This is a genomic window from Marivivens niveibacter (assembly GCF_002150005.2).
Classification (GTDB): Bacteria; Pseudomonadota; Alphaproteobacteria; order Rhodobacterales; family Rhodobacteraceae; genus Marivivens; species Marivivens niveibacter.
This window is the reverse complement of sequence record NZ_MSPP01000001.1, coordinates 77723-100801: the sequence shown is the minus strand read 5'-3', so window position 1 is coordinate 100801 and position 23079 is coordinate 77723. Positions and strand designations below refer to the sequence as shown.

Annotated in this window: 21 protein-coding genes and 1 tRNA gene; 13 read left to right on the top strand and 9 right to left on the bottom strand. The window is 54.2% G+C overall.

The features are described 5' to 3' along the window. Positions 1–10: 10 nt before the first annotated feature. Positions 11–1396: a bifunctional enoyl-CoA hydratase/phosphate acetyltransferase gene (locus tag BVC71_RS00510; RefSeq protein ID WP_086449687.1), complete on the top strand. Its 1386-nt coding sequence runs from the start codon at positions 11–13 to the stop codon at positions 1394–1396. Continuing rightward, entirely contained in the window at positions 1396–2550 is a 1155-nt protein-coding gene (locus tag BVC71_RS00505) for an acetate/propionate family kinase (RefSeq protein ID WP_086449686.1), read from the top strand. The genes BVC71_RS00510 and BVC71_RS00505 overlap by 1 nt, the downstream gene beginning before the upstream one ends. Here the strand turns inward: BVC71_RS00505 and BVC71_RS00500 are convergent, their stop codons facing one another. Genes BVC71_RS00500 through BVC71_RS00490 form a run of 3 tightly spaced genes read right to left on the bottom strand, consistent with a single transcriptional unit; the run spans position 2551 to position 4990 of the window. Beyond that, positions 2551–3288 (bottom strand): LamB/YcsF family protein, encoded by a 738-nt coding sequence (locus tag BVC71_RS00500; RefSeq protein ID WP_086449685.1) that lies wholly within the window; start codon positions 3286–3288, stop codon positions 2551–2553. Beyond that, positions 3285–4295, bottom strand: coding sequence for a 5-oxoprolinase subunit C family protein (locus tag BVC71_RS00495; RefSeq protein ID WP_086449684.1), 1011 nt, complete (start codon positions 4293–4295; stop codon positions 3285–3287). The genes BVC71_RS00500 and BVC71_RS00495 overlap by 4 nt, the downstream gene beginning before the upstream one ends. Beyond that, a complete protein-coding gene (locus BVC71_RS00490; RefSeq protein WP_086449683.1) occupies positions 4292–4990 on the bottom strand; it encodes a 5-oxoprolinase subunit B family protein in 699 nt (232 codons plus the stop codon). Before BVC71_RS00490 ends, BVC71_RS00495 begins: the two co-directional genes overlap by 4 nt. A 120-nt stretch (positions 4991–5110) precedes the next feature. Between BVC71_RS00490 and BVC71_RS00485 the strand changes: the two genes are divergently transcribed. Further along, a tRNA-Arg gene (locus tag BVC71_RS00485) sits at positions 5111–5188 on the top strand. 9 nt (positions 5189–5197) lie between these two features. Here BVC71_RS00485 and BVC71_RS00480 read toward each other — a convergent pair. Both BVC71_RS00480 and BVC71_RS00475 read right to left on the bottom strand, forming a co-directional pair. Next, a complete protein-coding gene (locus BVC71_RS00480) occupies positions 5198–5719 on the bottom strand; it encodes a hypothetical protein (protein ID WP_086449682.1) in 522 nt (173 codons plus the stop codon). Continuing rightward, positions 5719–6957, bottom strand: a complete 1239-nt coding sequence (locus tag BVC71_RS00475) for a DUF3500 domain-containing protein (protein ID WP_086449681.1) — start codon at positions 6955–6957, stop codon at positions 5719–5721. Before BVC71_RS00475 ends, BVC71_RS00480 begins: the two co-directional genes overlap by 1 nt. Before the next feature lie 164 nt (positions 6958–7121). On the opposite strand from BVC71_RS00475, the gene BVC71_RS00470 reads away from it, so the two are divergent. The 3 genes from BVC71_RS00470 to BVC71_RS00460 all read left to right on the top strand — a co-directional run bounded on the left by BVC71_RS00470 (position 7122) and on the right by BVC71_RS00460 (position 9984). Next, positions 7122–8018: a LysR family transcriptional regulator gene (locus BVC71_RS00470; RefSeq protein WP_086449680.1), complete on the top strand. Its 897-nt coding sequence runs from the start codon at positions 7122–7124 to the stop codon at positions 8016–8018. 104 nt (positions 8019–8122) lie between these two features. Then, positions 8123–9040, top strand: coding sequence for an MBL fold metallo-hydrolase (locus tag BVC71_RS00465; RefSeq protein WP_086449679.1), 918 nt, complete (start codon positions 8123–8125; stop codon positions 9038–9040). Then, positions 9037–9984: an MBL fold metallo-hydrolase gene (locus tag BVC71_RS00460; protein ID WP_086449678.1), complete on the top strand. Its 948-nt coding sequence runs from the start codon at positions 9037–9039 to the stop codon at positions 9982–9984. The genes BVC71_RS00465 and BVC71_RS00460 overlap by 4 nt, the downstream gene beginning before the upstream one ends. 1 nt (position 9985) lies before the next feature. On the opposite strand, the gene hemA is transcribed toward BVC71_RS00460, so the two are convergent. The 3 genes from hemA to soxX form a co-directional block, all read right to left on the bottom strand. Continuing rightward, positions 9986–11206 (bottom strand): 5-aminolevulinate synthase, encoded by a 1221-nt coding sequence (gene hemA / locus BVC71_RS00455; protein ID WP_086450616.1) that lies wholly within the window; start codon positions 11204–11206, stop codon positions 9986–9988. Positions 11207–11314: 108 nt separating this feature from the next. Beyond that, entirely contained in the window at positions 11315–12163 is an 849-nt protein-coding gene (gene soxA, locus BVC71_RS00450) for a sulfur oxidation c-type cytochrome SoxA (RefSeq protein ID WP_086449677.1), read from the bottom strand. 25 nt (positions 12164–12188) lie between these two features. Further along, positions 12189–12665 carry a sulfur oxidation c-type cytochrome SoxX gene (gene soxX, locus BVC71_RS00445; RefSeq protein WP_086449676.1) on the bottom strand — a complete coding sequence of 159 codons (477 nt, stop codon included), beginning with the start codon at positions 12663–12665 and terminating at the stop codon, positions 12189–12191. A gap of 411 nt (positions 12666–13076) precedes the next feature. Here soxX and BVC71_RS00440 point away from each other — a divergent pair, with 411 nt between their 5' ends. The 7 genes from BVC71_RS00440 to BVC71_RS00410 all read left to right on the top strand — a co-directional run bounded on the left by BVC71_RS00440 (position 13077) and on the right by BVC71_RS00410 (position 21717). Next, entirely contained in the window at positions 13077–14303 is a 1227-nt protein-coding gene (locus BVC71_RS00440; protein ID WP_086450615.1) for a nuclear transport factor 2 family protein, read from the top strand. A 99-nt stretch (positions 14304–14402) separates the two neighbouring features. Further along, a complete protein-coding gene (locus BVC71_RS00435; protein WP_165767692.1) occupies positions 14403–15425 on the top strand; it encodes a LacI family DNA-binding transcriptional regulator in 1023 nt (340 codons plus the stop codon). Positions 15426–15631: 206 nt separating this feature from the next. After that, the gene (locus BVC71_RS00430; protein ID WP_240516737.1) at positions 15632–16882 is read left to right on the top strand and encodes an ABC transporter substrate-binding protein; all 1251 of its coding nucleotides are present in this window, start codon (positions 15632–15634) and stop codon (positions 16880–16882) included. A 76-nt stretch (positions 16883–16958) separates the two neighbouring features. Next, positions 16959–17993, top strand: a complete 1035-nt coding sequence (locus BVC71_RS00425; RefSeq protein WP_086449673.1) for a carbohydrate ABC transporter permease — start codon at positions 16959–16961, stop codon at positions 17991–17993. 9 nt (positions 17994–18002) lie between these two features. Next, a complete protein-coding gene (locus BVC71_RS00420; protein WP_086449672.1) occupies positions 18003–18908 on the top strand; it encodes a carbohydrate ABC transporter permease in 906 nt (301 codons plus the stop codon). 13 nt (positions 18909–18921) lie between these two features. Further along, positions 18922–19998 carry an ABC transporter ATP-binding protein gene (locus BVC71_RS00415; protein ID WP_086449671.1) on the top strand — a complete coding sequence of 359 codons (1077 nt, stop codon included), beginning with the start codon at positions 18922–18924 and terminating at the stop codon, positions 19996–19998. Between the two features lie 12 nt (positions 19999–20010). Continuing rightward, positions 20011–21717, top strand: a complete 1707-nt coding sequence (locus BVC71_RS00410; protein ID WP_205905944.1) for an alpha-glucosidase — start codon at positions 20011–20013, stop codon at positions 21715–21717. Positions 21718–21772: 55 nt separating this feature from the next. Here BVC71_RS00410 and hisD read toward each other — a convergent pair whose 3' ends face one another. Further along, positions 21773–23071 (bottom strand): histidinol dehydrogenase, encoded by a 1299-nt coding sequence (gene hisD / locus BVC71_RS00405; RefSeq protein ID WP_086449670.1) that lies wholly within the window; start codon positions 23069–23071, stop codon positions 21773–21775. Positions 23072–23079: the final 8 nt, after the last annotated feature.

Sequence of the window (23079 nt, the reverse complement as noted above, 5' to 3'; positions counted from 1 at the left end):
CACCGTTTTCATGCACCTCACCAATAAAACCTTTGATGAAATGGAAATCGGTCAAACACAGGAATTGCGCCGCCTGGTCACAGCAGACGATTTGTATGTCTTTGCCAATGTGTCCGGAAACTATAACCCGATGCACCTGCCTGAATGGGATGGCGACGGCGATGGACACGTCGAAAGCGTCGCGCCGGGGATGTATATCGCATCTCTGATTTCTGCTGTTTTGGGCACCAGCCTCCCTGGCCCAGGGACATCATATCGCAAACAGTCCATCGAATTTCTGGATCGCGTCTATGCAGGAGAAGAGGTTATTTGCCGCGTGACCGTTGCTGATAAACTCGACGGTGGTTTGGTTGTGCTAGACACCGACATCCGTCGCGCGATTGACGATGCCATCGTTTTAACAGGTCAGGCAACCGTCGCTGCCCCAACCCAAAAATTTGATCGCGATGATGTCGACATTCCACGGTTGGTTGTTGAACGGCACAAACATTTCGACGCCATTTTGGAAAAGGCCCGCCCCCTGCCCTCTATTCCAACCGCAGTCGTCTGCCCCGAGGATGAAAAATCGCTGGGCGGCGCGATTTTAGCGGCTGAACATAGCATCATCACCCCGATCCTGATCGGAAACCGCGACAAAATATTGGCAGCAGCACAAGGATTGGGGATCGATATTTCCCGCTATGAACTGCTGGACGGCGATCATCACAGCGCCCCTGCCCTTGCCTGCAAATTGGTTCACGAAGGTCGCGCCCGCGCGGTGATGAAGGGTCACCTGCATACCGAAGATTTGCTGCGCCCAATGGTTCAGCGCGACACAGGCCTGCGGATCGGCAAACGGTTCACCCATGTGTTTGTCATGGATGTCCCTGGGATGCCTCATCCTGTGATGGTGACGGACGCCGCGATCAACATTACGCCCGACCTGAAAACCAAAGTCGACATTGTCCAAAACGCAATCGATCTGTCCATTTCGATCGGCCACGACGCACCATTGGCAGCGATCCTATCAGCAGTAGAAACGGTAAACCCCGACATCCCGTCATCGATTGATGCGGCATTGCTATCAAAAATGGCGGAACGCGGCCAAATCACTGGTGGCTTTGTCGATGGACCATTGGCGATGGATAACGCGGTGGACATCGGCGCCGCACGCACCAAAGGTTTAACAGGCAAAGTCGCAGGCCACGCCAACATTCTGGTCGTTCCCAACATTGATGCGGGTAACATGTTGGCCAAACAATTGGCCTTTATCAGCCACGCCGAAGGCGCGGGCATTGTGCTGGGTGCCAAGGTGCCCGTGATCCTGAATTCGCGGTCTGACAGTTCAAAATCGCGCCTTGCATCCTGCGCAGTGGCAGCCCTGCATCAGGCCCGTTTATCTGGCGGAGTTTTGTGATGACAGGGCTTATTCTGACGCTGAATGCAGGATCGTCTTCGATCAAATTTTCCGTCTATGACGGCGATGCGCGCCTGTTCCGTGGGCAGGTGGAACGCATCGGCCCGAACGGTCGCCTGACTGTTAAAGATGACCAGGATTTCGAACATCCCGTCACAGCGCCAGATTTATCCGACCATGGGTCTGCCGTTCAGGCAATTTTGACCAACATTCTGCCACTACTGGACGGTCGCAAGATTTCTGCCGTGGGGCACCGCGTTGTGCATGGTGGTATGCGGTTTGATGCGCCTGCAGTTTTAGCTGACGAAACCATCGCTTATCTTGAAACGCTGACGCCATTTGCGCCGCTACACCAGCCTCATAATTTGGCAGGTATCTATGCCGCTCGCGCCGCTTTTGGTGATGTGCCGCAAATCGCGTGTTTTGATACCGCGTTTCACCGTCACCACCCATTTGTGAATGATACCTTTGCGATCCCACGCGAATATTACGATCAGGGTGTTCGGCGTTACGGGTTTCACGGGTTGTCCTATGACTACATCACCAGTGAAATCGCAAAACAATCACCCACCCTTGCCCAAGGCCGCGTGGTTATCGCGCATCTGGGCAATGGCGCATCCATGTGTGCCGTGCGCGGTGGTCGATCTATCGCATCGACCATGGGATTTTCGGCGCTGGACGGTCTGCCCATGGGGACGCGCTGCGGACAGATTGATGCGGGCGTGGTCCTATACCTAATGCAGCAGGAAAATATGACCGCCGATCAGATATCGGACATGCTGTATAAAAATTCGGGTCTACTGGGCATGTCTGGGGTATCGAATGATATGCGCACGTTAGAACGCTCTGATCAGATTGGCGCAAAACAGGCCATTGATTATTTCATATTCCGCATTCAGCGCGAATTGGGCGCAATGGCGGCGGTTCTGAATGGCATTGACGCCCTGATTTTCTGCGGCGGGATCGGTGAAAATTCGACCCTCATTCGCGAACGCGTGTGTTCAGGGATGGAGTGGATGGGCATTGAATTAGATCATACCCGCAACGCCGAAAACACGCCCCGTATTTCGGCAGAATTATCGCGCGTGACCGTCATGACCATCCCCACCAACGAAGAGGTCGTGATCGCCCGCGCTGTTCGCAATCTGGCTTAGTCAGAACCGTTCGATCTTAAATCCGTTTTCGATCAAACGGTCGCGGATCACGCCCGCCATTTGCACAGCACCGGGTGTGTCGCCGTGTACGCAGATGGTGTCAATCGACAGCCGTATTGCATCGCCGACACGCGGGGTTATCGCGCCGTCTTTTAACATCTGCACCACGCGATTTGCGGCCAAATCCGCATCATGAATGACCGATCCTTCGATCCTGCGCGGGGTCAAAGTGCCATCGGGCTCATAGGTGCGATCCGCAAAAATTTCATTGATCACACGGCCACCCAATTGATTTGCGGCAGTTGCCTGTGCTGTGCCTGCAATCACCATAAGGGGCAATTCGGGCACAACAGACCGCGCGGCACGATAACAGACCAATGCCATATCGGCGTCTTTAGTTGCCATATTCGCCATCGCGCCATGTAACTTCAGGTGGGTAAGATTTGCGCCCAATGCGGTCGCCATGCCATGGGCCGCTGCCACCTGATACCGCACAATCGCATCCAATTCGGCATCTTGCAGATGACATTCGGTCCGACCGAAATTTTCACGGTCAAAAAAACCAGGATGCGCGCCGATACCCACATTGTTTGCAACAGCATTTTCCATGGTCCGTGCCATAGTGAGTGGGCTGCCCGCGTGCGCGCCGCAGGCGACATTGGCCGAACTAACGATCTGCAACATCGCTGCATCGTCACCCATGTCTTCGCCCATGTCGCAATTCAGGTCGATTTTCATGCGTCCTCCCATCCGGTCACCATGCCCGATATTAATTGATACGATAAAAGGTCGGTCATTTTCGCCGGATCCCGAACCAACGGTGTCACCCGCGCCGTCAGGGATCGGGTTATGGCCTGTTCGTTTTCATAACTGGCGACCGCGTCCTCTAACGTGATTTGGCGGAATGTAACTTTGTCACCGACAGCGGATTGCGCCACGATCGGCATGTCCTGCGGGATCACTGTGCCGATCCGCGGATAGCCACCAATCGTTTGGCATTCGGGCATCAGGACGTATGGCACGCCATTCCCTGTCAATTGAATATCACCCACCGTGATTGCATCGGACAACAGCGCCAATTGACCATCTGTTGCGAATTGCGCCCCGCTGCTACCAAACTTTACGCCCTGTCGATTGGCCGCCGCATCGCGCACGAATATCGTTTCTTGGAATGACTTTTGCGTATCTGGACTAAACAAATCCGTCTGCGGTCCAGCAATATAACGCACCTCTGACCCGCCAAATCGCGCAGAAACGTCTAATTTACATGCATTAAATGAAGTGGCCGGCATCACCTCTAATGTGTCGCCTGACTGTAAAAGTCCGCCGATGTTGCAAGTTAGCTGCGCAGCGCGACTGCCCAGCATTACGGGTGTTTGAAAACCGCCCTTTACGCCAAGATATCCATAGACGCCTTGGGTCGCGGCACCGATCGTCAGGATCTGACCAGAATGCATTTGATGTGCCGCATTCCAGTTGACCGGTTGGCCGTCAATATCAGCCCGCATGATCGCACCAGTCAGGGCCACCGCCATATCGCAGGTCGCGCGAAAAACTCCGCCATAGCCTGCCATTTCAACGACTGCGCAGTTTGGCGACTGCGCTAACAATGCAGCATTTTCGCATAGCGCCAAACGATCCGCCGCCCCGCCGCGCGGCACCCCCATATGCAGCAACCCAGGTCGACCCAAATCCTGAATCGTCATCGCAGGCCCAGCGCGGTCGACTATCAACGCACCGCTCATGATGACCAATCCCAACTGACCCCGCCTATTGGGTCTGATTGCAGCTTTGCCAATTGATCCGCTGTGACAGGGCAAAATTCTATCATGTCGCCCGCCGTCAGGATCGCAGCGGGATCGCGACCCGCATCAAACAATCGCGCAGCGGTGGCCCCAATCCAACGCCAACCTGTTGGTGACGCATTTGCGAACAAAACCATCTGCCTCACCGCCACGACCAATGCGCCAGCCGGAACTGGGCGCAATTGGGACTGACGCGGAATGCCGTATCGATCTGGCAATTCACCCAAATAGGGCTGCCCCGGTGCAAACCCGATGGTTAAAACACGAACGGGAATCGATGCGATTTCATCGATCACGGATTGCGCGCTGTCCCCGATGATTGCGGCGACTTCTGCCAAATCTTCGCCATTAAAACAGGTTGGAATGCGCCATTGTTTGAACGGGATCGCCTGTGCCGTTGTCGCATCGTTGATTTGGGCTGTGATAACAGCACGGACATCTGAAAAATTCGTTTGGATCGGATCAAAACGCACCGCGACCGAGGCCAAGGTACCTTGAACATCGATGAACCCAAATTCGTCTTGCGATAGGATTTGGGCCACTTGGGCTGCGCATTGGTTTGCCTCGTCCGACATGACCGTGCCGAACCGAACAAGAGCGCCATCAATTCCCAGAGGCAAAATCTGTGGCACCATTATTTTTCCTGTATCCGCCCGCTGATCGCATGTGTGTCGCGCCTTACTAGCAAATTACAGCGCCAATAACCAAGTTGACATTCGCACGAAAATTGACCGATACAGCCGACACCGAATTGGGGGCCGTTAGCTCAGCTGGATTAGAGCAGGGAACTTCTAATTCTCAGGTCGGGGGTTCGAGTCCTCCACGGCTCGCCATTCGGGATTTTATCCATTCAGATCAATATGCAACGGTGCGACAGACCCATCTTTGGGCTCGGCATAAATGACGCCAATCAAATCCGTGCTGCCGCCAAACGATACCAGAATGTTATGCGTGATAACGCGTTCCAAAACGGCGTCGTAATACAAATCAAAATCTGTGACGTCGCCTGCCGTAGGTTCCAATCGCATGGTTGCGACCAGTTCAGCATATGATCCTTCGTCGGTTTGGCCTGTTGATAGGGCGATTTCCGAAACCGCAACCGACCAACCGTCTGCATGGGTGTGTTCCGCCACATACTGCGCGATCTGCGGAGACTGCGCAGAAATCGTATCATCAGTTACAGGCGTCGATAGGTCAAATGCCAAGGCAAATTCGTTCAGCGGGATCGTGACATCAGCCCGCACTGATTGGTTTTCGACGGTCAGTTCAATCGTGGTTTCAGGTATGGGATGAGCAATGGCCGAAACGGCGCCGCCCAAAAGGGCAAGCGCCGAAAAGACCACTAGATGCAGTGCTTTTTTCATTAGAAATCGTAGACCGCACCGTAGTCATTCACGTGATCACGCCAAATGGTGTGGTAGTGAATTTGATCGCCGAAAATAACGCCGTTCTGGCAAACAAACTCCAGCCAAACACCAGGCCCATCAATGCGGACATAGTTGGCATGAGCGTTCAGCTCAGCGCTGCCCGAAAATGCAACGTAGGTTTCATCTAGTTGCGCTTCGTAGCCTGCCATGATCGCATCGGCAGAAGCGGTAGACGTATCGCCAACCCATTCACGGATCGCGGCCAAAACCAATGTTTTTTGTGCATCATCCAATTCGGATACGGCGATACCGACCTTTTCGTCAGGGAACTGACCGTCTTGGCCTGGCCCCAGCAACACATCGGAAAACACAGTATCCAATTCGGCAACGGCCAATTGGTCTGCGCTAAACGATGCCAACATATCGGCCAGCGCATTACGATCATCTGTTAGAGGGTCATAGGTAACGCCGTCAGCGATCCAAACTTTTGGTTCGATACCGATAAAATTCGGCGTGGCGGACGTTTCTTCACCACCTGCATAGGTGTGCAGGGTGCCCAAATGGTGACCACCAAATTGGAACTGCCACGTTTCGGTGGCAGATGGTTCACCCAGAAATGCGATAAAGTAATTGTTCGATGAATAGGCCAAACCGCCGTCGCCCATCGGGCCACCATCTGGGCCGTCGTCGGACATGCCTTGTGGTGGCTCTGCACCTTCTGGCAGGTCGGGCGGTGTACCACCGCCTTGGCCTTGGGTCGACAGGCCTGCATCTTGGGCCAGTGTCAGAACATCGTCCGCCATCAACAACGCAGTAATTTCGGAATAGCCATCACCCGCAGCGCCCGTATTCGATGCCGCGTAAACAACGCCCAAGGCCGCCTGACGTTGTTCTTCGGTCATGTCGGTCATTTCCAAACCGACACGGCAACCCGATCCACATGGCAAATTCGACCACGACGCCGCATTCTCGGCGGTCATCGGCAACAACACTTGCGCCTTTTGATTATCATCCAATGTGTTCAGAAAAATATCAGCCATACAGGCAACAACCGCGCCTTGGCTGGTTTGATCACAGGTTGGATCAATGGCGATGTCCTGGCCAGGTTCGGACAGACCCGACAGGATGATAGTGCCATCGTCCTCCATAGATATGGACGTATCCTGCGCATAGACCGCAGATGACAGAACCGCGCCAAATGCAAACAAAGAAGCCGAAATTTTTAAAGTATTCATTTTAGAAACCTAAACTGGGGTGACGGAAAAACCGCCTTTCATGACTTATACGTAGAGCGCTGCATTTTCCGTTGCCAGTAAACGAAATACATAATCAGCTTGATTATTCGGCCCTCAACGCCGAAATTTCACAGTGATAGATCACATTTTATTCGGAATGACTGATGGACATTGTAGACGAACTAAAGGCGTTTGTCGCCACCGCGCAGACGGGATCGTTTACAGCAGCGGCCCATCAGTTGGGAATTTCCAACCGGCTCACGTCTAAATATGTGGCCGAGTTAGAAGCGCGTTTGGGCGTAAGACTATTTCAACGCACAACACGCAAGGTTGGCCTAACCCCTGCAGGACAAGACCTATTCACTCGCGCGCCTGCGCTATTGGATGATCTGGACGACCTTTTGACACAAGTCGCCGAAGGATCGCGCAGCTTATCCGGCGTTATTCGCATCTCTGCCCCCGTCACATTCGGAGAGGTCTACGTCAGTCCAATGTTGGGCAGATTTTCACGGCTGCATCCGCAGTTAAGTTTTGACCTGCGGCTGAATGATACATTTGTCGATCTCGCGACCGATGGGATTGATGTGGCCTTTCGCCTAGGGCAATCCGATATCCTGTCCCTTAAAACCCGAAAACTGGGACAATTTCATTCGGTCGCCGTTGCCAGTCAGACATATCTGGATGCAAACGGAACGCCTAAATCGCCGTCCGATTTAAACGAACACACCTGCATTATCGACACTAACCGCCGCGCCCCGCGCCGCTGGACGTTTTTCAAAGATGGCACCGAAACGATGGTCAATGTCGCGGGACCGTTCGAGGTGAACTCCGCCCGTGCAGCATCCGATTTATGTCTGGAAAATATCGGGATCGCCTATGCCCCATGGTTCGCGGTCTGCGATCTGGTTCGCGATGGCAAACTGGTCCCGTTGTTCCAAGATTATGAAAGCGAAAAAGGACAGGCAAACATCGTCTACCTAGAAGGCCGCGCCCTGCCCCGCAAAATCAGAGAACTGATTGAATTTGCGGTTCAAGACATCAAAACCGCTAGCATTCTATAACATTCAATTCTCGCTCGCATCGGCATAGGGCCATGCGATTTCTTTTGACTCATACCTTTCGGCATTCCATTCTAATATTCAATTATTTGAATGGGAGGAGAGTAATGTCTGTCAATCGTCGTGACCTTTTGCGGGGGGCGGCGGCAACTGCTGTCGCATCTACCCTGCCCGCACGCATGTTTGCCCAAACCACCGTCGCGCAATCCGAAGGTGTTCACCTGCAAACGCTATCGGACGGCACGCTGTCGCTGCCTCGGTCGTTTATTACCGGCGCTATGCCAGCCGAAGCGGACGAAATTCTGGCGCGCTATGGCGTAACGGGTGATGCCCTAACACCAGACTGTAATGTGACACTGCTGCAATCGGGTGATCGGACTGTTTTGTTTGACGTGGGATCCGGTACTGAATTTATGCCGACTGCTGGAAAACTGGCCGATGCTTTGGCTGCAGCGGGCGTCGATCCCTATGACGTTACGGATGTGATTTTCACCCATGCGCACCCCGATCACCTGTGGGGCAGCTTTGACGATTTTGGCGATATGTGGTTCCCCAATGCGACCCATCATATCGGACGGGCTGAATGGGACTATTGGACAGACCCCAATACGGTTTCCACTATTGGCACGGAACGCCAGACATTCGCGGTAGGCGCGGCGAACCGTTTGGGTGAATTGTCCGATCAAATTTCCCTATTCGATGACGGCGCCGAAATCATCTCCGGCATCGCAGCGCGCGCGACTTACGGCCACACTCCGGGACATATGTCGTTTGAAACACGCGTCGGAAATCAGTCTGTCATGATCGTCGGCGACGCGATTGGCAATCACCACGTCGGGTTCGAACGCCCCGAATGGGCATCGGGATCTGACCAAGATGCCGATCTGGGCGCATCAACGCGCCTAAAATTACTCGATCAATTAAATACCGATCAAATGCTGTTGGTTGGCTATCATCTGCCGAATGGAGGGATCGGATATGCCGAAAAGCGTGGAAACGGGTATCATTTCGTGAGCGCATCATGATCAAATATTGGACCATTCCTGTCGCGCTATTCGCAACGGCCGCCGCCGCAAATGAAAACATTCCTGACCAGTACCCACAGTCCCTATTATACAGCGCACCTGTGGAATTCGTTCCCGGTGTTTTCAGCGCAATAGGCGCAACGGCCCCGTCTACTTATGACAATGCGGGTCACAACAATAACCTAAGCTTCGTTATCACGGGCGAAGGCGTTGTCGTCGTAAATGGGGGCGGCTCCTACGGTTTGGCCGCAGCATTGCATGACGAAATTCGTGCGCGCACAGACGAACCCGTTGTGCTGGTCATTGATGAAAACGGTCAGGGCCATGCGATGCTGGGCAATTCATATTGGGCCGAACAAGGCGTGAAAATCATCGCCCACAGTGACGCCGCCCATGAATTCGAACAAACAGGGCACCGCCAATTAGAAAGCGCGCAGCGCAATCTACAGGACCGCGCCGAAGGCACGTTCGTTCAAGGCCCAACCGAAACCTTTGATGACGAATATATCGTCGATCTAGGCGATTATCGGATCGAAGCGCGATACCTAGGCCCCGCCCATAGCCCTGGTGATGTAGTGGTCTGGCTGCCCAATCAGGAACTGGTGATTTCGGGGGATATGGCATTTCACGAACGCATGCTGCCGATTTTCGAACATACCTATACCGCCGACTGGCTAGACACATGGGACAATGAGTTCGAAGCGCTGAACGCGACCTACGTCATTCCTGGGCACGGACATCCAACGAACATGGAACAGGTGCGTCGCTACACCAAAGGCTATCTGGAATATTTGCGCGGCAAAATCGGCGAACATCTGGATAACGGCGGCGACTTGGCCGAAGCCTATTACGTTGACCAATCCCCCTACGCGCATCTGGACACCTTCGAAGAGCTAGCCAAGCGCAATGCGGGCCGCGTCTATGAACAGATGGAGTTCGAATAGACTACTGCGCCGCCATCGGCATGCGCTGCAATTGGCACTGGGCCCACAGGTCCTCTAACGCGGATAGCAGCGCATCAATATCAGCATCAGAATGCACGGGCGACGGCGTGATGCGCAGTCGCTCGGTTCCTTTTGGAACTGTCGGATAGTTGATCGGCTGGATGTAAATCCCGTGATCGCGCATCAGCACATCCGACAGAAATTTACATTTCACAGGATCGCCCACCATCACTGGAATGATGTGGCTTGGGTTGTCGATATGCGGAATGCCAATCTGCTCCAGCCGATCGCGCACCTTCGCTACCTTGGCCTGCTGGCTTTCGCGTTCGACGGATGACGTTTTCAGATGTTTGATCGCCGCACAGGCACCCGCCGCCACAGCGGGCGGCAGCGCGGTGGTAAAGATAAAACCAGACGCGAACGAGCGCACAAAATCGACCAGATCACGGGACGCCGCAATATAGCCGCCCATCACGCCAAATGCTTTGCCCAATGTGCCTTCGATCACGGTCAGGCGATCCATCAGACCTTCGCGTTCGGCAATGCCGCCGCCGCGCGGTCCGTACATGCCAACGGCGTGGACTTCGTCCAGATAGGTCATCGCGTTGTATTTATCGGCCAGATCGCAAATTTCGCGGATCGGAGCGATATCTCCATCCATCGAATACACGGATTCAAAGGCGATCAGTTTCGGGCGGTCCAGAGGCTGTTCGGCCAGCAGGCGTTCCAGATCAGCCAGATCGTTGTGTTTCCAGATTTTCCGTTCGGCTTTGGAATGACGGATGCCTTCGATCATGGATGCGTGGTTCAGGCTGTCGGAAATCACCAAACAATTCGGGATTTTCGCAGCCAAGGTGCCCAGCGCGGCCCAGTTCGACACATAGCCCGACGTGAACAACAGCGCCGATTCTTTGCCGTGCAGATCAGCCAGTTCGCGTTCCAGCAGGACATGGTGATGCGTTGTGCCCGAAATATTACGCGTTCCGCCCGCGCCCGCTCCGACGCGGTCAATCGCGTCGTGCATCGCGTTCAGAACGGTGGGGTGCTGACCCATGCCTAGGTAATCATTGGAACACCAGATGGTGACTTCTTTTTCCGCATCGCCACGATTGGTCGCTTTGGGAAATTCACCCCGATGGCGTTCTAGGTCGGCAAAAACGCGATAGTTCCCTTCGGATTTCAAATCGTTGAGGGATTGTTCAAAGAAGGCATCATAGTTCATCAAGTCGCCCCTAGCGCTGGCTTGGTAACATGCTGCAATCACATGCAAATTTTGGAATATCTCGAAATAGAAAAAGCCCGCGCCAATCATAGCGCGGGCCATTTCAGATCAGTTGCGAACCGATGGACCTTCGACCGAAAGGCCATTGCCGCGCGATGCAACGTAAAGTTCCAGCGCGATGAATTCCGGCGAATTCACAGCATAGGTTTCGGCGCGGGTATCACGAACACAGCCGCGGAAGCGGGACTGAACACCGTTCAGTTTAGCGTTCTTTAGACGATAGGTCGGGAACCCGTTAATCTGACCTTGGCTTAGGTGGTCAGCGCGGATGTAATTGCCGTAGTTCTGTTCGTGACAGCTCGCGCAGGACAGGTCCAGCTGGCCAGTGCGTGTGTAGTACAACTCGCGGCCCAATTCATACGCAGCCTCAGCAGGGCCATCGATTTGAACATTCACAGGCATACCGCGCGACACGGACGCCAATAGAGCCTCCATCGCAAGCATATCACCCTTATCCGCAGCCCACGGCTCTGCACCCATCTGTTCGGTACGGCAGCCATTGATCTGCATACCCAACGTGCGGATCTCTTCGGCGTTATCGTTCCATTTTGGATGGGTCGCACGCGCACCGGCTAGGTTTTCAGGGGTGTCATGGCACGACGCACAGGAATTACCTTCGGAGCCTTCAACGGTGTTAAACGCTTCGATCGCTTCCTCGACAAAGATCATGCCGGGGTTATCAAAATCGTCCATTTGCATCGCTTGGGTTTCATCCGAACGAAATACCCAACCCGAGTAAATATCGCGCAAACCATCAACGTGTTCTGGCGCTGACGTGCGAACGGTGATTTCAATCTCGCCGTTTACAACCAGATCGGCTTCTTCGTCTGCCTGCGCAGCCGAGGCGATCGCGAATACTGATGCAGCCAGAGCGGATGCTTTCAGGAACTTTTTCATAGTGTGTCTCCTCCCCGCTTGGCCTTTAGTATTCGTTCAATGTCATCAGATAGGCGACGACATCTTCGATTTCTTGTGCAGTCAACAGCGGGTCCAATTCGCCCTCTGCCGCTTTGCCAGTAAATGCGTTGCCTGGGCGGTTAAAGCCGGTGGTCTGATAAAACGCTGGCATCACGGTTCCGTCGAACGTCATCTTCGCATTTGCGACTAGGCCGCGCAGCTCGGCTTCGGACCAACGTGCGCCGACACCATCCAACGATGGGCCAACTTCGCCGTGGAACGGATAATCTTCGAGCGCAGACACAGCATGGCACGCGATGCAGTTGCCTTTGCCGCGTGTGACCATGATCTCTAGCCCGCTATCCGCATTGCCAGGCACACCTGACAGGGATGCTTCGATCGCTCCATATTCGCCGAATTGAACATCGCCGGGCGCAACCACCTCGGCCTTAGCAACGGTCGCACACGCCAAAACGGCGGCCGTCAAAAACATCTGTTTCATGGTCCCTCCCTAGATCACGAAAACTATATGCCCCAGCCTAGGCGACAGAGTCAGATTCACGCAATAACAAAAATAATTATTTGAATGTTTGTATATATAAACTGAACTATTTCAAATGCTTAGATGCCTAAATCATGCGGAAAAACTATAAAAACCACTAACCAAAGGTGCAATACACAGAACACCTCAACGACCTGATGTATACTTTCGGATACAAAAACGATGGCGCATCGCCGCAACGCAACTCACGCTCAAGGCGCGGCTGACCCCTACCCTTTTATGTCCAAACGAGTTTTGCTGTGCGCGCCGCATTATGACGTTTTGAAATTTCGATTTGACATGTGCATACGTATGCGCTTTGCTCGCTTTATGACCCGTCGCAATGGCGATTTGGCCCAGCAGGAAATAAATATGACCGAGAATTCCCCCACAAAATCCACATCAAAACCTGTCGAAAAGACGGGCTCAACTGATCCGCAGGGCGCAGTTCTTCAGGTTGAACGCCGTGATTTCATCGAACTCGTCCCGACAGATCGCCCACGGGTGCAGTCGATGGACGGGTTTGATGACGATTACACTGACATCGTCGACTATATTGTCCGATGCACTCACAAAATCTGGGACGAACGAAATGTCGGCCTGATTTACACCCACTACACCCATAATTGCGTCCTCTACGGCACGATGGGAACCATGTATGACCGCGAAGCCGTCATCCACGACACGATCCAGCGCCTCGTGAGCTTTCCCGAACGCCGCGGTATGGCCACGCAGGTGGTTTGGAATGGCGACGACAAAGAAGGGTTCTACACCTCGCATCTGGTCACGGGCGCAGGACGTTACACGCAAAATGGTCACTTGGGACCAGCCAAAGGCCAAACTTACGTTTCGCGTACCGTCGCCGATTGTATGATACACGCCAACAAGATTTATCGCGAATGGGTGGTCTCAGATCAGATGGCCATTTTGCGTCAGCTTGGCATCGATCCGCACCCCTACGCAGAAAAAATCGCGCGTAAAAAACTTGCGGCTGGCGTGACCAACCTTGATATCGGTGAAATGCGCGGACGCATTGGGCAATACCCACCAGAAGAGCAAGCAGACACATTGCTTGCCCACACCGAAACAGAAGCCGAGTTCCTGCAATTGCTGCACGACATCTGGAACCGCAAGATGTTTGGACGCATTGACGAGGCGTATTCAACGACCGCGATGTATCACGGCCCCAATATGGTCGATACCTACAACCGCGTCTCGATCATGCATCAAAGCCTTGCGCTGATTGGATCACTACCTGATGCGGCCTTTGTCCCACAGCATATCGCAACGACCCCCTGCGAAGAGGGCGGATACAAGATCGCAGTGCGCTGGATCCTAGAGGGTCATCATCTGGGTTATGGATTGCTCGAGTCCTTGGGCGAGCCTACTGGCAAGCGCATCCAAATCCTTGGCATCAGCCATTACTGGATCAAGGATGGCAAAATCGTCGAAGAATGGCGCGTTTATGACGAACTATCGTTATTGGTTCAGTTGAAATTGGCGCAGCTACAAGATGGTACGCTGACACCTGCGGAACCTCGCGAAGTTGAACCCGAGCCAATCAAAGGCGCAGCCGAAGCGTTTGAGGCAGACGTTTAATCTTCGCACGGCAACTGACGGAAGGCGCATTGCAATCGTATGCCTATCGTGGCAACGTGCCTTCCGCTGTCAGTGTGCCAAGAAAGAAGAGTGAGCGCGATGAGTGAGTCAAAGGGCGGTCCCCTACACAAACGTGCCACTGCAACAGATGTCGCCGAAAAGGCGGGCGTGTCACAATCGACTGTTTCACGGTGCTTTTCTCCGGATAGCAAGATTTCCAAAAAGACCCGCGATCATGTGCTGAAGGTTGCGGCGGAAATTGGATATACGCCCAATGCGATCGCACGTTCTTTGATTACGCGACGCTCTGGGATGGTTGGGGTGATCCTGACCCAACAATCTATTTCCTCTCTGCCCGAAATGATCAATGCACTCAGCCAAGCGTTAGAAGGCGAACGCCAGCGCATGCTGTTGATCTCTCCAAAAGATGAAACCCACGTGGGCGACGTGATCGAAGGTGCATATGGGTACCCGCTGGATGGGGTCATATCTTGCGTCACGCTAACCCAGACGCAACTTGATGGTTTTCGCACGCGGGGAATTCCTGTTGCGTTTTACAACCGTCATCCAGCTGGCGCAGCGTTTGATAGCGTCGCCACCGACCACTACGAAGCCGCGCAGCAAGTGGCAGATCGGCTTCATGCGGCGGGGCACCGTCGCTTTCTATCCATTGCCGGCCCTTTAGATGCGCCCGTATCCAAACAAAGGACGCGCGGTTTTTCCGAACGAATAGAAGAACTTGGCTCAGGCTCAATCGAACTTGTTTCGGCTGACTATTCCTATGATGGCGGCAAAGCAGCCTTTCTGGCGGCGATTAAAGAAAAAGGTCCGTTTGACGCGGTCTTTTGCGCGAACGACCGCATCGCTATGGCCGTGGTTGACGCATCGCGGGGCGAATTGGGACTGAAGGTTCCTAATGATTTGTCGGTGGTTGGATTTGACGATGTGTCCGAAGCCCGCCAGCCCGCCTACGATCTAACCACTGTGCGCCAGCATCTACCCGACATGGCGCAAGCCGTAGTCGAATTATTGCGCAAGCGCATGGCAGCACCTGACAACCCGCCGCAAAGGATTCTTATCCCCGGCAGCTTTGTCAAACGCGGGACCGCCCGACTCGGGTAGCGACAATGCCAGCGTATGCAGGATTTTCCCTGCAAGACGTGGCGATGTGCCAAAAATTTAGGCATATGTTTCAGTAAATAGACGTGGTTTCCGCTAAATCAGCCCATATGGGCCTTGATCCGTGAGAAGTCGTGTGCATTAGTTTACGCATACGAATGCACAAATGCCCAGGTTTACCGACGGGCGCAGATAACAGGGATACTTTCATGGCTATTTCAATGACCAAACTGGCGACGCGTTTTGCGACAGGCGTCGTCTTTGCTGCCTCTGCAATGCCTGCGCTGGCGGATTGCGGGATCGAAGCAGGCTCCGTTCGGATCCTATCCAATGACTTTGACGCATTGCGACTAATCAACGAACGCGCAACCGAATGCGCAACCGATAGCGTGTCCGTGACGTTCAACCAGACCCAAGAACACAAAAGCCTACAGGTGCCTGCACTTTCGATTGATCCAGCCGAATATACAGTCGCTGTGATCGCAAATAACTCTTTGCCGCCTCTCTTGAATGATGGGCTGGTGCGTCCGCTGGATGATCTGGTCGAAAAATACGGCCAAAACCTAACCGAACAACAACTCATCCGGATCGACGGCAAGGTTATGGCCATCGCCTTTATGGTGAACGGTCAGCACCTGTTCTATCGCAAAGACCTACTGGAAGAAGCTGGCCTAGAAGTCCCAACAACATACGAAGAACTATTAGAAGCCGCGGCTGTACTCGAAGAATTAGGCAAAACAGACTACCCTTATGCGGCATCTGTTCAAGCAGGCTGGGAACTCGCCGAAGAATTCGTGAACATGTATTCCGCAACTGGCGCCGACTTCTTTGCCCCCGGCTCTGCCGAGGTTGCCATCAACAATGAAAACGGCGTTGCCGCATTGGAGATGATGAAAGCTTTGACGGAATACCAATCGCCCGATTACATGTCGGTCGGTTCGTCCGAAGCATCGAAAATGTTCCGTTCTGGCGAAGTTGCAATGACTGTGATCTGGGCATCGCAGGCAGGTCCAGTCCTAGACCCCGAAGGCGACAACCCAGAAATTGCAGCGGTTGCGGGCCTTGCCGCCGCACCAAGCTTTCAAGGGAACGGCATCCCTGCCGCCACCCTATTCTGGGACGGTTTTGCCATTTCCAAAAACATTTCCGACGAAGATGCAGAAGCGTCATTCCAAGCGATGATGCACGCGACCGCACCTGAATTCGCCGAAGAAAACAGCTACATCGCAGCATGGCTGATCAAAGGGTATGAACCCACCCCAGGCGCAGTTGGCATTATGGCTGACGTTGCACAAGGTGCGCGCGGCTACCCAACACTGCCGTTCATGGATCTTTTGCATTCCGCTCTTGGCTCTGAATTGGCTGATTTCATGCAAGGAAACGAAAGCGCGGAACAAGCTTTGGCCGATATCGAAGCAGCCTATTCGGCTGCGGCCACCGAACGTGGTTTCCTGAACTAAGTCCCCCAGGAAAACACTATAGCTCCGCGCGGCCCACGTCGCGCGGAGCCAACCACGCCAGACACTAGGACAGACCGTGCCGCACAGAACCTTTCTCTTTTTCATTCTGCCCTCTGCGGTTGCGATGTTTTTGTTCATCGCCCTGCCGATCGGCTCGGTGATCCTGCAATCCCTGCACGTTGAACACGGGCAAGTGCTCGTCGAAGTCGAAAGCTGCACCCCCTTTGGCGGTTGCAAAACCCAGACACGTGTCGATGCCGAGGCAACGGCCGCCCTGCGCGCCGAAGCACCTTTGGGACGATGGAACGGATTGGGTACGTATATGAACCGCGCGCACCTGGCGACGGCGGAACTCGGCGAAATTTTCCGTTCTGACACGACGCTTAGGGAAAAATTCGCGCAGGTCTATCAGCTGCGTTTTTACCGCGCTTTGTTTTTCACGCTGATCTACACCTTTGTCGTAACGCCAGCCGGCATCATCGTCGGGTTCTGGATCGCGCTTGCGGTGAATCGCCTACCGCAAATGCTCAAGGGGCCAGTGATCTTTGTCTCGCTTTTGCCCATGATCATCACGCCATTGATTGGCTCTCTCGTCTTATATTGGATGCTCAATTCACGTGGCATTCTAGGCAAGGCGCTGCAATGGCTTTCGGGCAATCCCGATCTGTCGATCGCGGCGTCGGGGCCGTTGATGTGGGTGTCGCTGATCCTTTACGGCATCTGGATTGCTGCGCCATTTTCCTTTGTTGTTTTCTATGCCGGCCTACAAACCGTGCCCGACGACACGCTGGAAAGCGCCATGATAGACGGCGCGAACCGCTGGGAAAGGGTGCGCTATGTGGTGATCCCGCACCTTATGCCCCTGGCGACCTTTGTATCGCTGGTTCAGGTCATGGATAACTTCCGCGTGCTAGAACCCATTGTCGGCTTTAACGCCGAGGCACACGCAATGTCCCTGTCATCCATCATTTATACTGATCTGCAAGCCGAGAACGGCCAGCTCTTTGGCTCTGCTGCGGCAACCTCCATGCTGACCATCGGCTTCGTTGTCATTCTTTTGTCTCCCGTCCTTGTGCGTACATGGCGCGAGTTCGGCAAACGTGCGCACTAAGGAGGCGAAATGACCACACTTCATACCGACACCGCCCAATCCAAACCGCGCCAACGCATCCCGCTGATCTCTGTTGTTGCCGTCGTCTTTGTCGCCATCTGGCTGGTGACTGCGGGCTTTCCGTTCCTTTGGACGGCATGGGGGTCATTCAAGGTCGAGGCGGATTTCTTTAGCCGTATTGACTGGACCTTTGCCCTAAGCGGGGAAAATACCACCCGCCAAACGGGCGGGCCATTCACGCTTGGCGGCTATCAAGGCGCTTGGATTGATCAAGCCTTTTGGAAGGCAACGCTAAACACCGCAATCGTCACCGTTTTCGTCACGACCCTTAGCCTGATCCTAGGCACTTTGGGCGGCTATGCCTTGGCCCGATCGGGGCGTCGATACGCATTTTGGCTGCTGATGGTCGCGCTGGTCTTTCGGGCGATGCCACACATCACGTTGGTCTCGGGCTACCTGATGCCGTTTTTCGAATGGAATATCTGGGGGACATTGCCAACGACGATCATCGTGCTTGTCGCAATTAACCAGCCTTTCACATTGTGGATGCTGCACAGCTTTTTCCTGTCGATCCCCAAAGACCTAGATGAAAGCGCAATGGTGGACGGCTGCACAAGGTTACAAGCATTCCGCCTTGTGATCGTCCCAGTCATGTGGCCTGGCATTATCACCACTGGTCTGTTTTCTTTCCTGCTCGCGTACAACGACTTTGCCGTCGGGGCGATGCTGCTCAGTCAAGAAAACCAGACCATGATCCCCAAGATCACATCATTCATGGGATCAATCGAGCAGGAGGGCAACATCATGTTCGCCGTCTCGGCTGTTGTTTCTGCAACTGTGCCGCTGTTCCTGCTTGTTATGTTCTTCCAGCGCCAAATCGTCGGTGGTCTCACCGCGGGCGCCGTCAAAGGCTGAGAAAGGAAACAAAATGGCCGAGATTCACCTCAAGAACGTGAGCCGCCGTTGGCATAACTTTACCGCCGTCGACGACCTAACGCTGCAAATCCCAGATCGCGAATTCCTTGTGCTTCTTGGTCCGTCGGGATGCGGCAAGTCCACCACCATGCGCATGATCGCGGGACTAGAAGACGTCTCATCCGGCGAAATCTGGATGGGCGGCAAACTGATGAACCATCTCGAACCAAAGGATCGCGATGTATCCATGGTTTTCCAAAGCTACGGCCTATACCCAAACATGACCGTCTACGAAAACATTCGCTTCCCCCTAAAAATCAGGGGCATTCCCGCCAGCGAACACAAACAGCGGGTGATGAAAGCTGCAGAGATGGTAGAGCTGACTCCGTTCCTAGATCGACGCCCTGCAGCCCTATCAGGCGGGCAACGTCAGCGTGTCGCCTTGGCCCGCGCGATTGTAAGAGAGCCAAACTGTTTTCTGATGGATGAACCGCTGTCCAATCTGGATGCAAAGCTGCGGGTATCCACGCGCGCTCAGATCGCGAACCTGCACCACGCGCTGAAAACGACGACCATTTACGTCACCCACGATCAGGTCGAGGCTATGACCCTGGCCGACCGTGTTGTTGTGATGAAAGGCGGCATTGCCCAGCAGGTAGGCAAACCGATGGAAATCTATGACCGTCCGGCCAATACCTTTGTTGCGAGCTTTATTGGATCCCCCGCTATGAACCTGATCGACGGGGATATCGCAGACGGCACATTCTCAAACCCTTACCTAACGGTCAGCGGCCTACCCCACGCCGCGCGCGGCCCTGTCACACTAGGATTCCGCGCCGAAGATGTGTCGGTTGTTAGCGAAGGTGGAAACCTAAGCGCGCCTGTCTATTCGGTCGAAAACCTAGGTGACAGCACAATGTTCGCAATCAAGGGCGCACATGATGATCTGATCTCGCTCAAGGCCGATAAAACGGCGCGCATGGCCATCGGTGAAACGGTCCATGCCCATGTTCCAGCGGCCGCATGTCACGTTTTTGATCGCGAAAGTGGTCTGCGGATTGACGGTTTTGACAATCAGGCCGTGGCATAAAGGCGATCTGACATGATGCACAAACCCCCGCCCAGCCCAGAGGCGGATGATACCGCCATTGCCCGCGCATGGTGGAAAGAGGCCGTCGTTTACCAAGTCTATCCGCGGTCCTTTGCGGATAGTGATGGCGATGGTGTTGGCGATCTTGCTGGGATCACAGCGCATCTGGATCACATCGCCGATCTGGGCGTCGACGTGATCTGGCTATCACCGCATTACCAAAGCCCTTTTGTCGACAACGGGTACGACATTAGCGACTATCGCGCGGTGTCGCCCCTGTTCGGCACGATGAAAGATTTCGACACGCTTTTGGCGCAAGTCAAAGCGCGGGGAATGAAATTAATCATCGACCTTGTGGTCAACCACACCTCTGATCAACACGCGTGGTTTGCCGACGCCCGTAAAAGCCGAACAGCCGAAAAACGCGATTTCTACATCTGGCGCGATGGTACGCCAGATGCACCACCAAATGATTGGCAGAGCTTTTTCTCGACTCCCGCTTGGACTTGGGATGATGCGACACAGGCGTGGTATCTGCACCTTTTCGCGCGCGAACAACCCGATCTAAATTGGGACAACCCCGCAGTCCGTGAAGAAGTCTATGACATCATGCGCTTTTGGTTGGACAAAGGCGTGGACGGTTTCCGCATGGATGTGATCCCATTCATATCAAAGCCCGCCGATCTGCCCGAAAACGACAAAGCGTTGCCCTGGGAACAATTCTACGCCGAGGGGCCAAAGCTTCACGAATATCTAAAGGAAATGCGCCAAGAGGTGTTGGATCACTACGATTGCATGACCGTCGGCGAAGGCAACGGTTTGTCAGTCGAACAAATGGGCCGCATGGTCGATGCACGGCGCGGCGAACTCGACACGATTTTCCAGTTCGACGTGATCAATTTTCTTTGGGGCCGCGAACAACCTCGCACTTGGACATTGCCCGAATTTAAACGGGTTTTGCGTGACCAATCCGTTTCGGTTCGTCCTCACGGGTGGAACACGGTATTCCTAAGCAACCACGACACCCCCCGCGCGCTGAACCGTTATGGCGACCCCGACCCAGCGTGGCGCCAAGCTTCGGCAAAGGTTCTGCACACGTTGATCCTGACCCAACCTGGCACGCCGTATATTTATCAGGGTGACGAATTGGGAATGTCGAACTACCCGTTCACAGCACTGGATCAATTCGATGATATCGCCGTGCGACAGGGGTGGGCAAAACGTCAGGCTGCGGGCGAAACCGACCCATCTGCATATCTCGCAGAATTGAACATTGTGTCCCGCGATCACACGCGCACACCGATGCAATGGGATGACGGTCCGAATGCTGGGTTCACGCAATCAGGGGTCACGCCTTGGCTCCCTGTGCATCCCGACCACGCGACAATCAACGCCAAAGCCGCGTGGGCCGATCCCCAAAGCGCCTGCCATGCGATTGCAAAGTTGACCCAACTACGTCGGGACACGCCATCAATGGTCTATGGCGATTACACGGACCTCGCCCCCGATCATCCTGAACTTTTGATTTACCGACGCTGGCTGGCAAAGGAAAACGAAGGCGCCTTGGTTGCCCTTAACTTTAGCCGCAAAACACTAACGTGGGAGCTGCCCAAGAGCATTCATATTCAGGGGGTGGCTTATCGCACCGACAATCGCGCGAACGTAGATGGCGGCAAAATCAAATTAGGTGGATGGAGCGGTATCGTTCTAGCACTCTAGCAAAACTTAACCCGCGCAAGCAAAAGGGCCTGAGTTTTTCAGGCCCTTTTTATTTTTACTCCGCAGCTTCACGTTGCAGCCGCGACAACCGCAAAGCCGCCGCACGTCGGTGACCCTCCAACCCTTCGGATGCAGATTGGCGCACAGCGGGTGGCGCGACTTGGGCGACACCTTCAGGGCTCATCCATTGATGGGTGCAGACTTTGACATAGGCCCCAACCCATAGCCCGCCCGTGTATCTGCCCGCCTGCTGCGTTGGCAGCGTATGGTTCGTCCCGCAACATTTGTCGGAATAAACGACAGAGGCCAGCTCTCCGATAAAAAGAGAACCGTAGTTACGCAGTTTCAGCGCAAAGTCTTTCGGATCCTCTGTATGGACCTGCAGGTGTTCAGCGGCCACAAAATCGGAATAACGGATCATCGCGGCCTCATCCTTGGCCAATGCAATTTCACCACGGTCGATCCAAGATTTACGCGCCACCTCGGCGGTGGAAAGGGTTTGTAGCTGGCGCTCAACTTCCTCAGCCACAGCATTCGCCAACGACTCCGAGGTGGTGATCAAACCGACACGCGTGCGGATATCATGTTCTGCTTGCGCCAATAGATCTGTCGCGATCATCTCGGCATCGCCTGTCCCGTCAGCAACCACGAAAATTTCCGATGGGCCAGCCAACTGATCAATTCCGATCGGACCGAAAATCTGGCGTTTTGCTTCATTTACAAATGCATTGCCTGGGCCAACTATTTTATTCACCTGCGGCACAGTTTCCGTACCAAAGGCCATCGCTGCAATCGCTTGGGCCCCACCAATTCGGAAAATACGATCTGCGCCCGACAGATGACATCCCGCGATCATTGCCTCGTGTGCATTCGGCGGCAGACACGCAATCACCTCATCAACGCCCGCGACTTTGGCAGGCACGATTGACATGATTGGTGCGGATAAAAGCGGATATCGGCCACCAGGGACATAGCAACCAACCCGTTCCATCGGAATGATACGGTGCCCCAGATGCACCCCTGGCAGCGTTTCAATTTCCAACGGCAGCATGGTATCCAATTGCGCCTGCGCAAACCGGCGAACGTTTTCAATCGCGAATTCCGTATCTGCGCGCGTTTGGTCGTCCAGACGCGCCAAAGCAGCTTCGCGCTCCTCTGGTGTCACTTCGAAAACCTTTATGTCTGCGCTGTCGAATTTCACAGAATAATCGTGGACAGCGGCATCACCGCGGGTTTTCACATCGGCCAAAACGTCCGCCACAAGGGCACTGACCGACGCGCCGTCAGCCACCTCGTCGATAGTTGGAGCTTTGATAAAGGTTACGCCGTCAAAGGCAAAAGGGTCCGAGGTCATGTCACTCT

What these genes read in the sequence shown, in the direction of transcription:
- BVC71_RS00510 (WP_086449687.1), top strand. Translation starts at nt 11, where the DNA reads ATGCACCTCACCAATAAAACCTTTGATGAAATGGAAATCGGTCAAACA.
- BVC71_RS00505 (WP_086449686.1), top strand. Translation starts at nt 1,396, where the DNA reads ATGACAGGGCTTATTCTGACGCTGAATGCAGGATCGTCTTCGATCAAA.
- BVC71_RS00500 (WP_086449685.1), bottom strand. Translation starts at nt 3,288, where the DNA reads ATGAAAATCGACCTGAATTGCGACATGGGCGAAGACATGGGTGACGAT.
- BVC71_RS00495 (WP_086449684.1), bottom strand. Translation starts at nt 4,295, where the DNA reads ATGAGCGGTGCGTTGATAGTCGACCGCGCTGGGCCTGCGATGACGATT.
- BVC71_RS00490 (WP_086449683.1), bottom strand. Translation starts at nt 4,990, where the DNA reads ATGGTGCCACAGATTTTGCCTCTGGGAATTGATGGCGCTCTTGTTCGG.
- BVC71_RS00480 (WP_086449682.1), bottom strand. Translation starts at nt 5,719, where the DNA reads ATGAAAAAAGCACTGCATCTAGTGGTCTTTTCGGCGCTTGCCCTTTTG.
- BVC71_RS00475 (WP_086449681.1), bottom strand. Translation starts at nt 6,957, where the DNA reads ATGAATACTTTAAAAATTTCGGCTTCTTTGTTTGCATTTGGCGCGGTT.
- BVC71_RS00470 (WP_086449680.1), top strand. Translation starts at nt 7,122, where the DNA reads ATGGACATTGTAGACGAACTAAAGGCGTTTGTCGCCACCGCGCAGACG.
- BVC71_RS00465 (WP_086449679.1), top strand. Translation starts at nt 8,123, where the DNA reads ATGTCTGTCAATCGTCGTGACCTTTTGCGGGGGGCGGCGGCAACTGCT.
- BVC71_RS00460 (WP_086449678.1), top strand. Translation starts at nt 9,037, where the DNA reads ATGATCAAATATTGGACCATTCCTGTCGCGCTATTCGCAACGGCCGCC.
- hemA (WP_086450616.1), bottom strand. Translation starts at nt 11,206, where the DNA reads ATGAACTATGATGCCTTCTTTGAACAATCCCTCAACGATTTGAAATCC.
- soxA (WP_086449677.1), bottom strand. Translation starts at nt 12,163, where the DNA reads ATGAAAAAGTTCCTGAAAGCATCCGCTCTGGCTGCATCAGTATTCGCG.
- soxX (WP_086449676.1), bottom strand. Translation starts at nt 12,665, where the DNA reads ATGAAACAGATGTTTTTGACGGCCGCCGTTTTGGCGTGTGCGACCGTT.
- BVC71_RS00440 (WP_086450615.1), top strand. Translation starts at nt 13,077, where the DNA reads ATGACCGAGAATTCCCCCACAAAATCCACATCAAAACCTGTCGAAAAG.
- BVC71_RS00435 (WP_165767692.1), top strand. Translation starts at nt 14,403, where the DNA reads ATGAGTGAGTCAAAGGGCGGTCCCCTACACAAACGTGCCACTGCAACA.
- BVC71_RS00430 (WP_240516737.1), top strand. Translation starts at nt 15,632, where the DNA reads ATGGCTATTTCAATGACCAAACTGGCGACGCGTTTTGCGACAGGCGTC.
- BVC71_RS00420 (WP_086449672.1), top strand. Translation starts at nt 18,003, where the DNA reads ATGACCACACTTCATACCGACACCGCCCAATCCAAACCGCGCCAACGC.
- BVC71_RS00415 (WP_086449671.1), top strand. Translation starts at nt 18,922, where the DNA reads ATGGCCGAGATTCACCTCAAGAACGTGAGCCGCCGTTGGCATAACTTT.
- BVC71_RS00410 (WP_205905944.1), top strand. Translation starts at nt 20,011, where the DNA reads ATGATGCACAAACCCCCGCCCAGCCCAGAGGCGGATGATACCGCCATT.
- hisD (WP_086449670.1), bottom strand. Translation starts at nt 23,071, where the DNA reads ATGACCTCGGACCCTTTTGCCTTTGACGGCGTAACCTTTATCAAAGCT.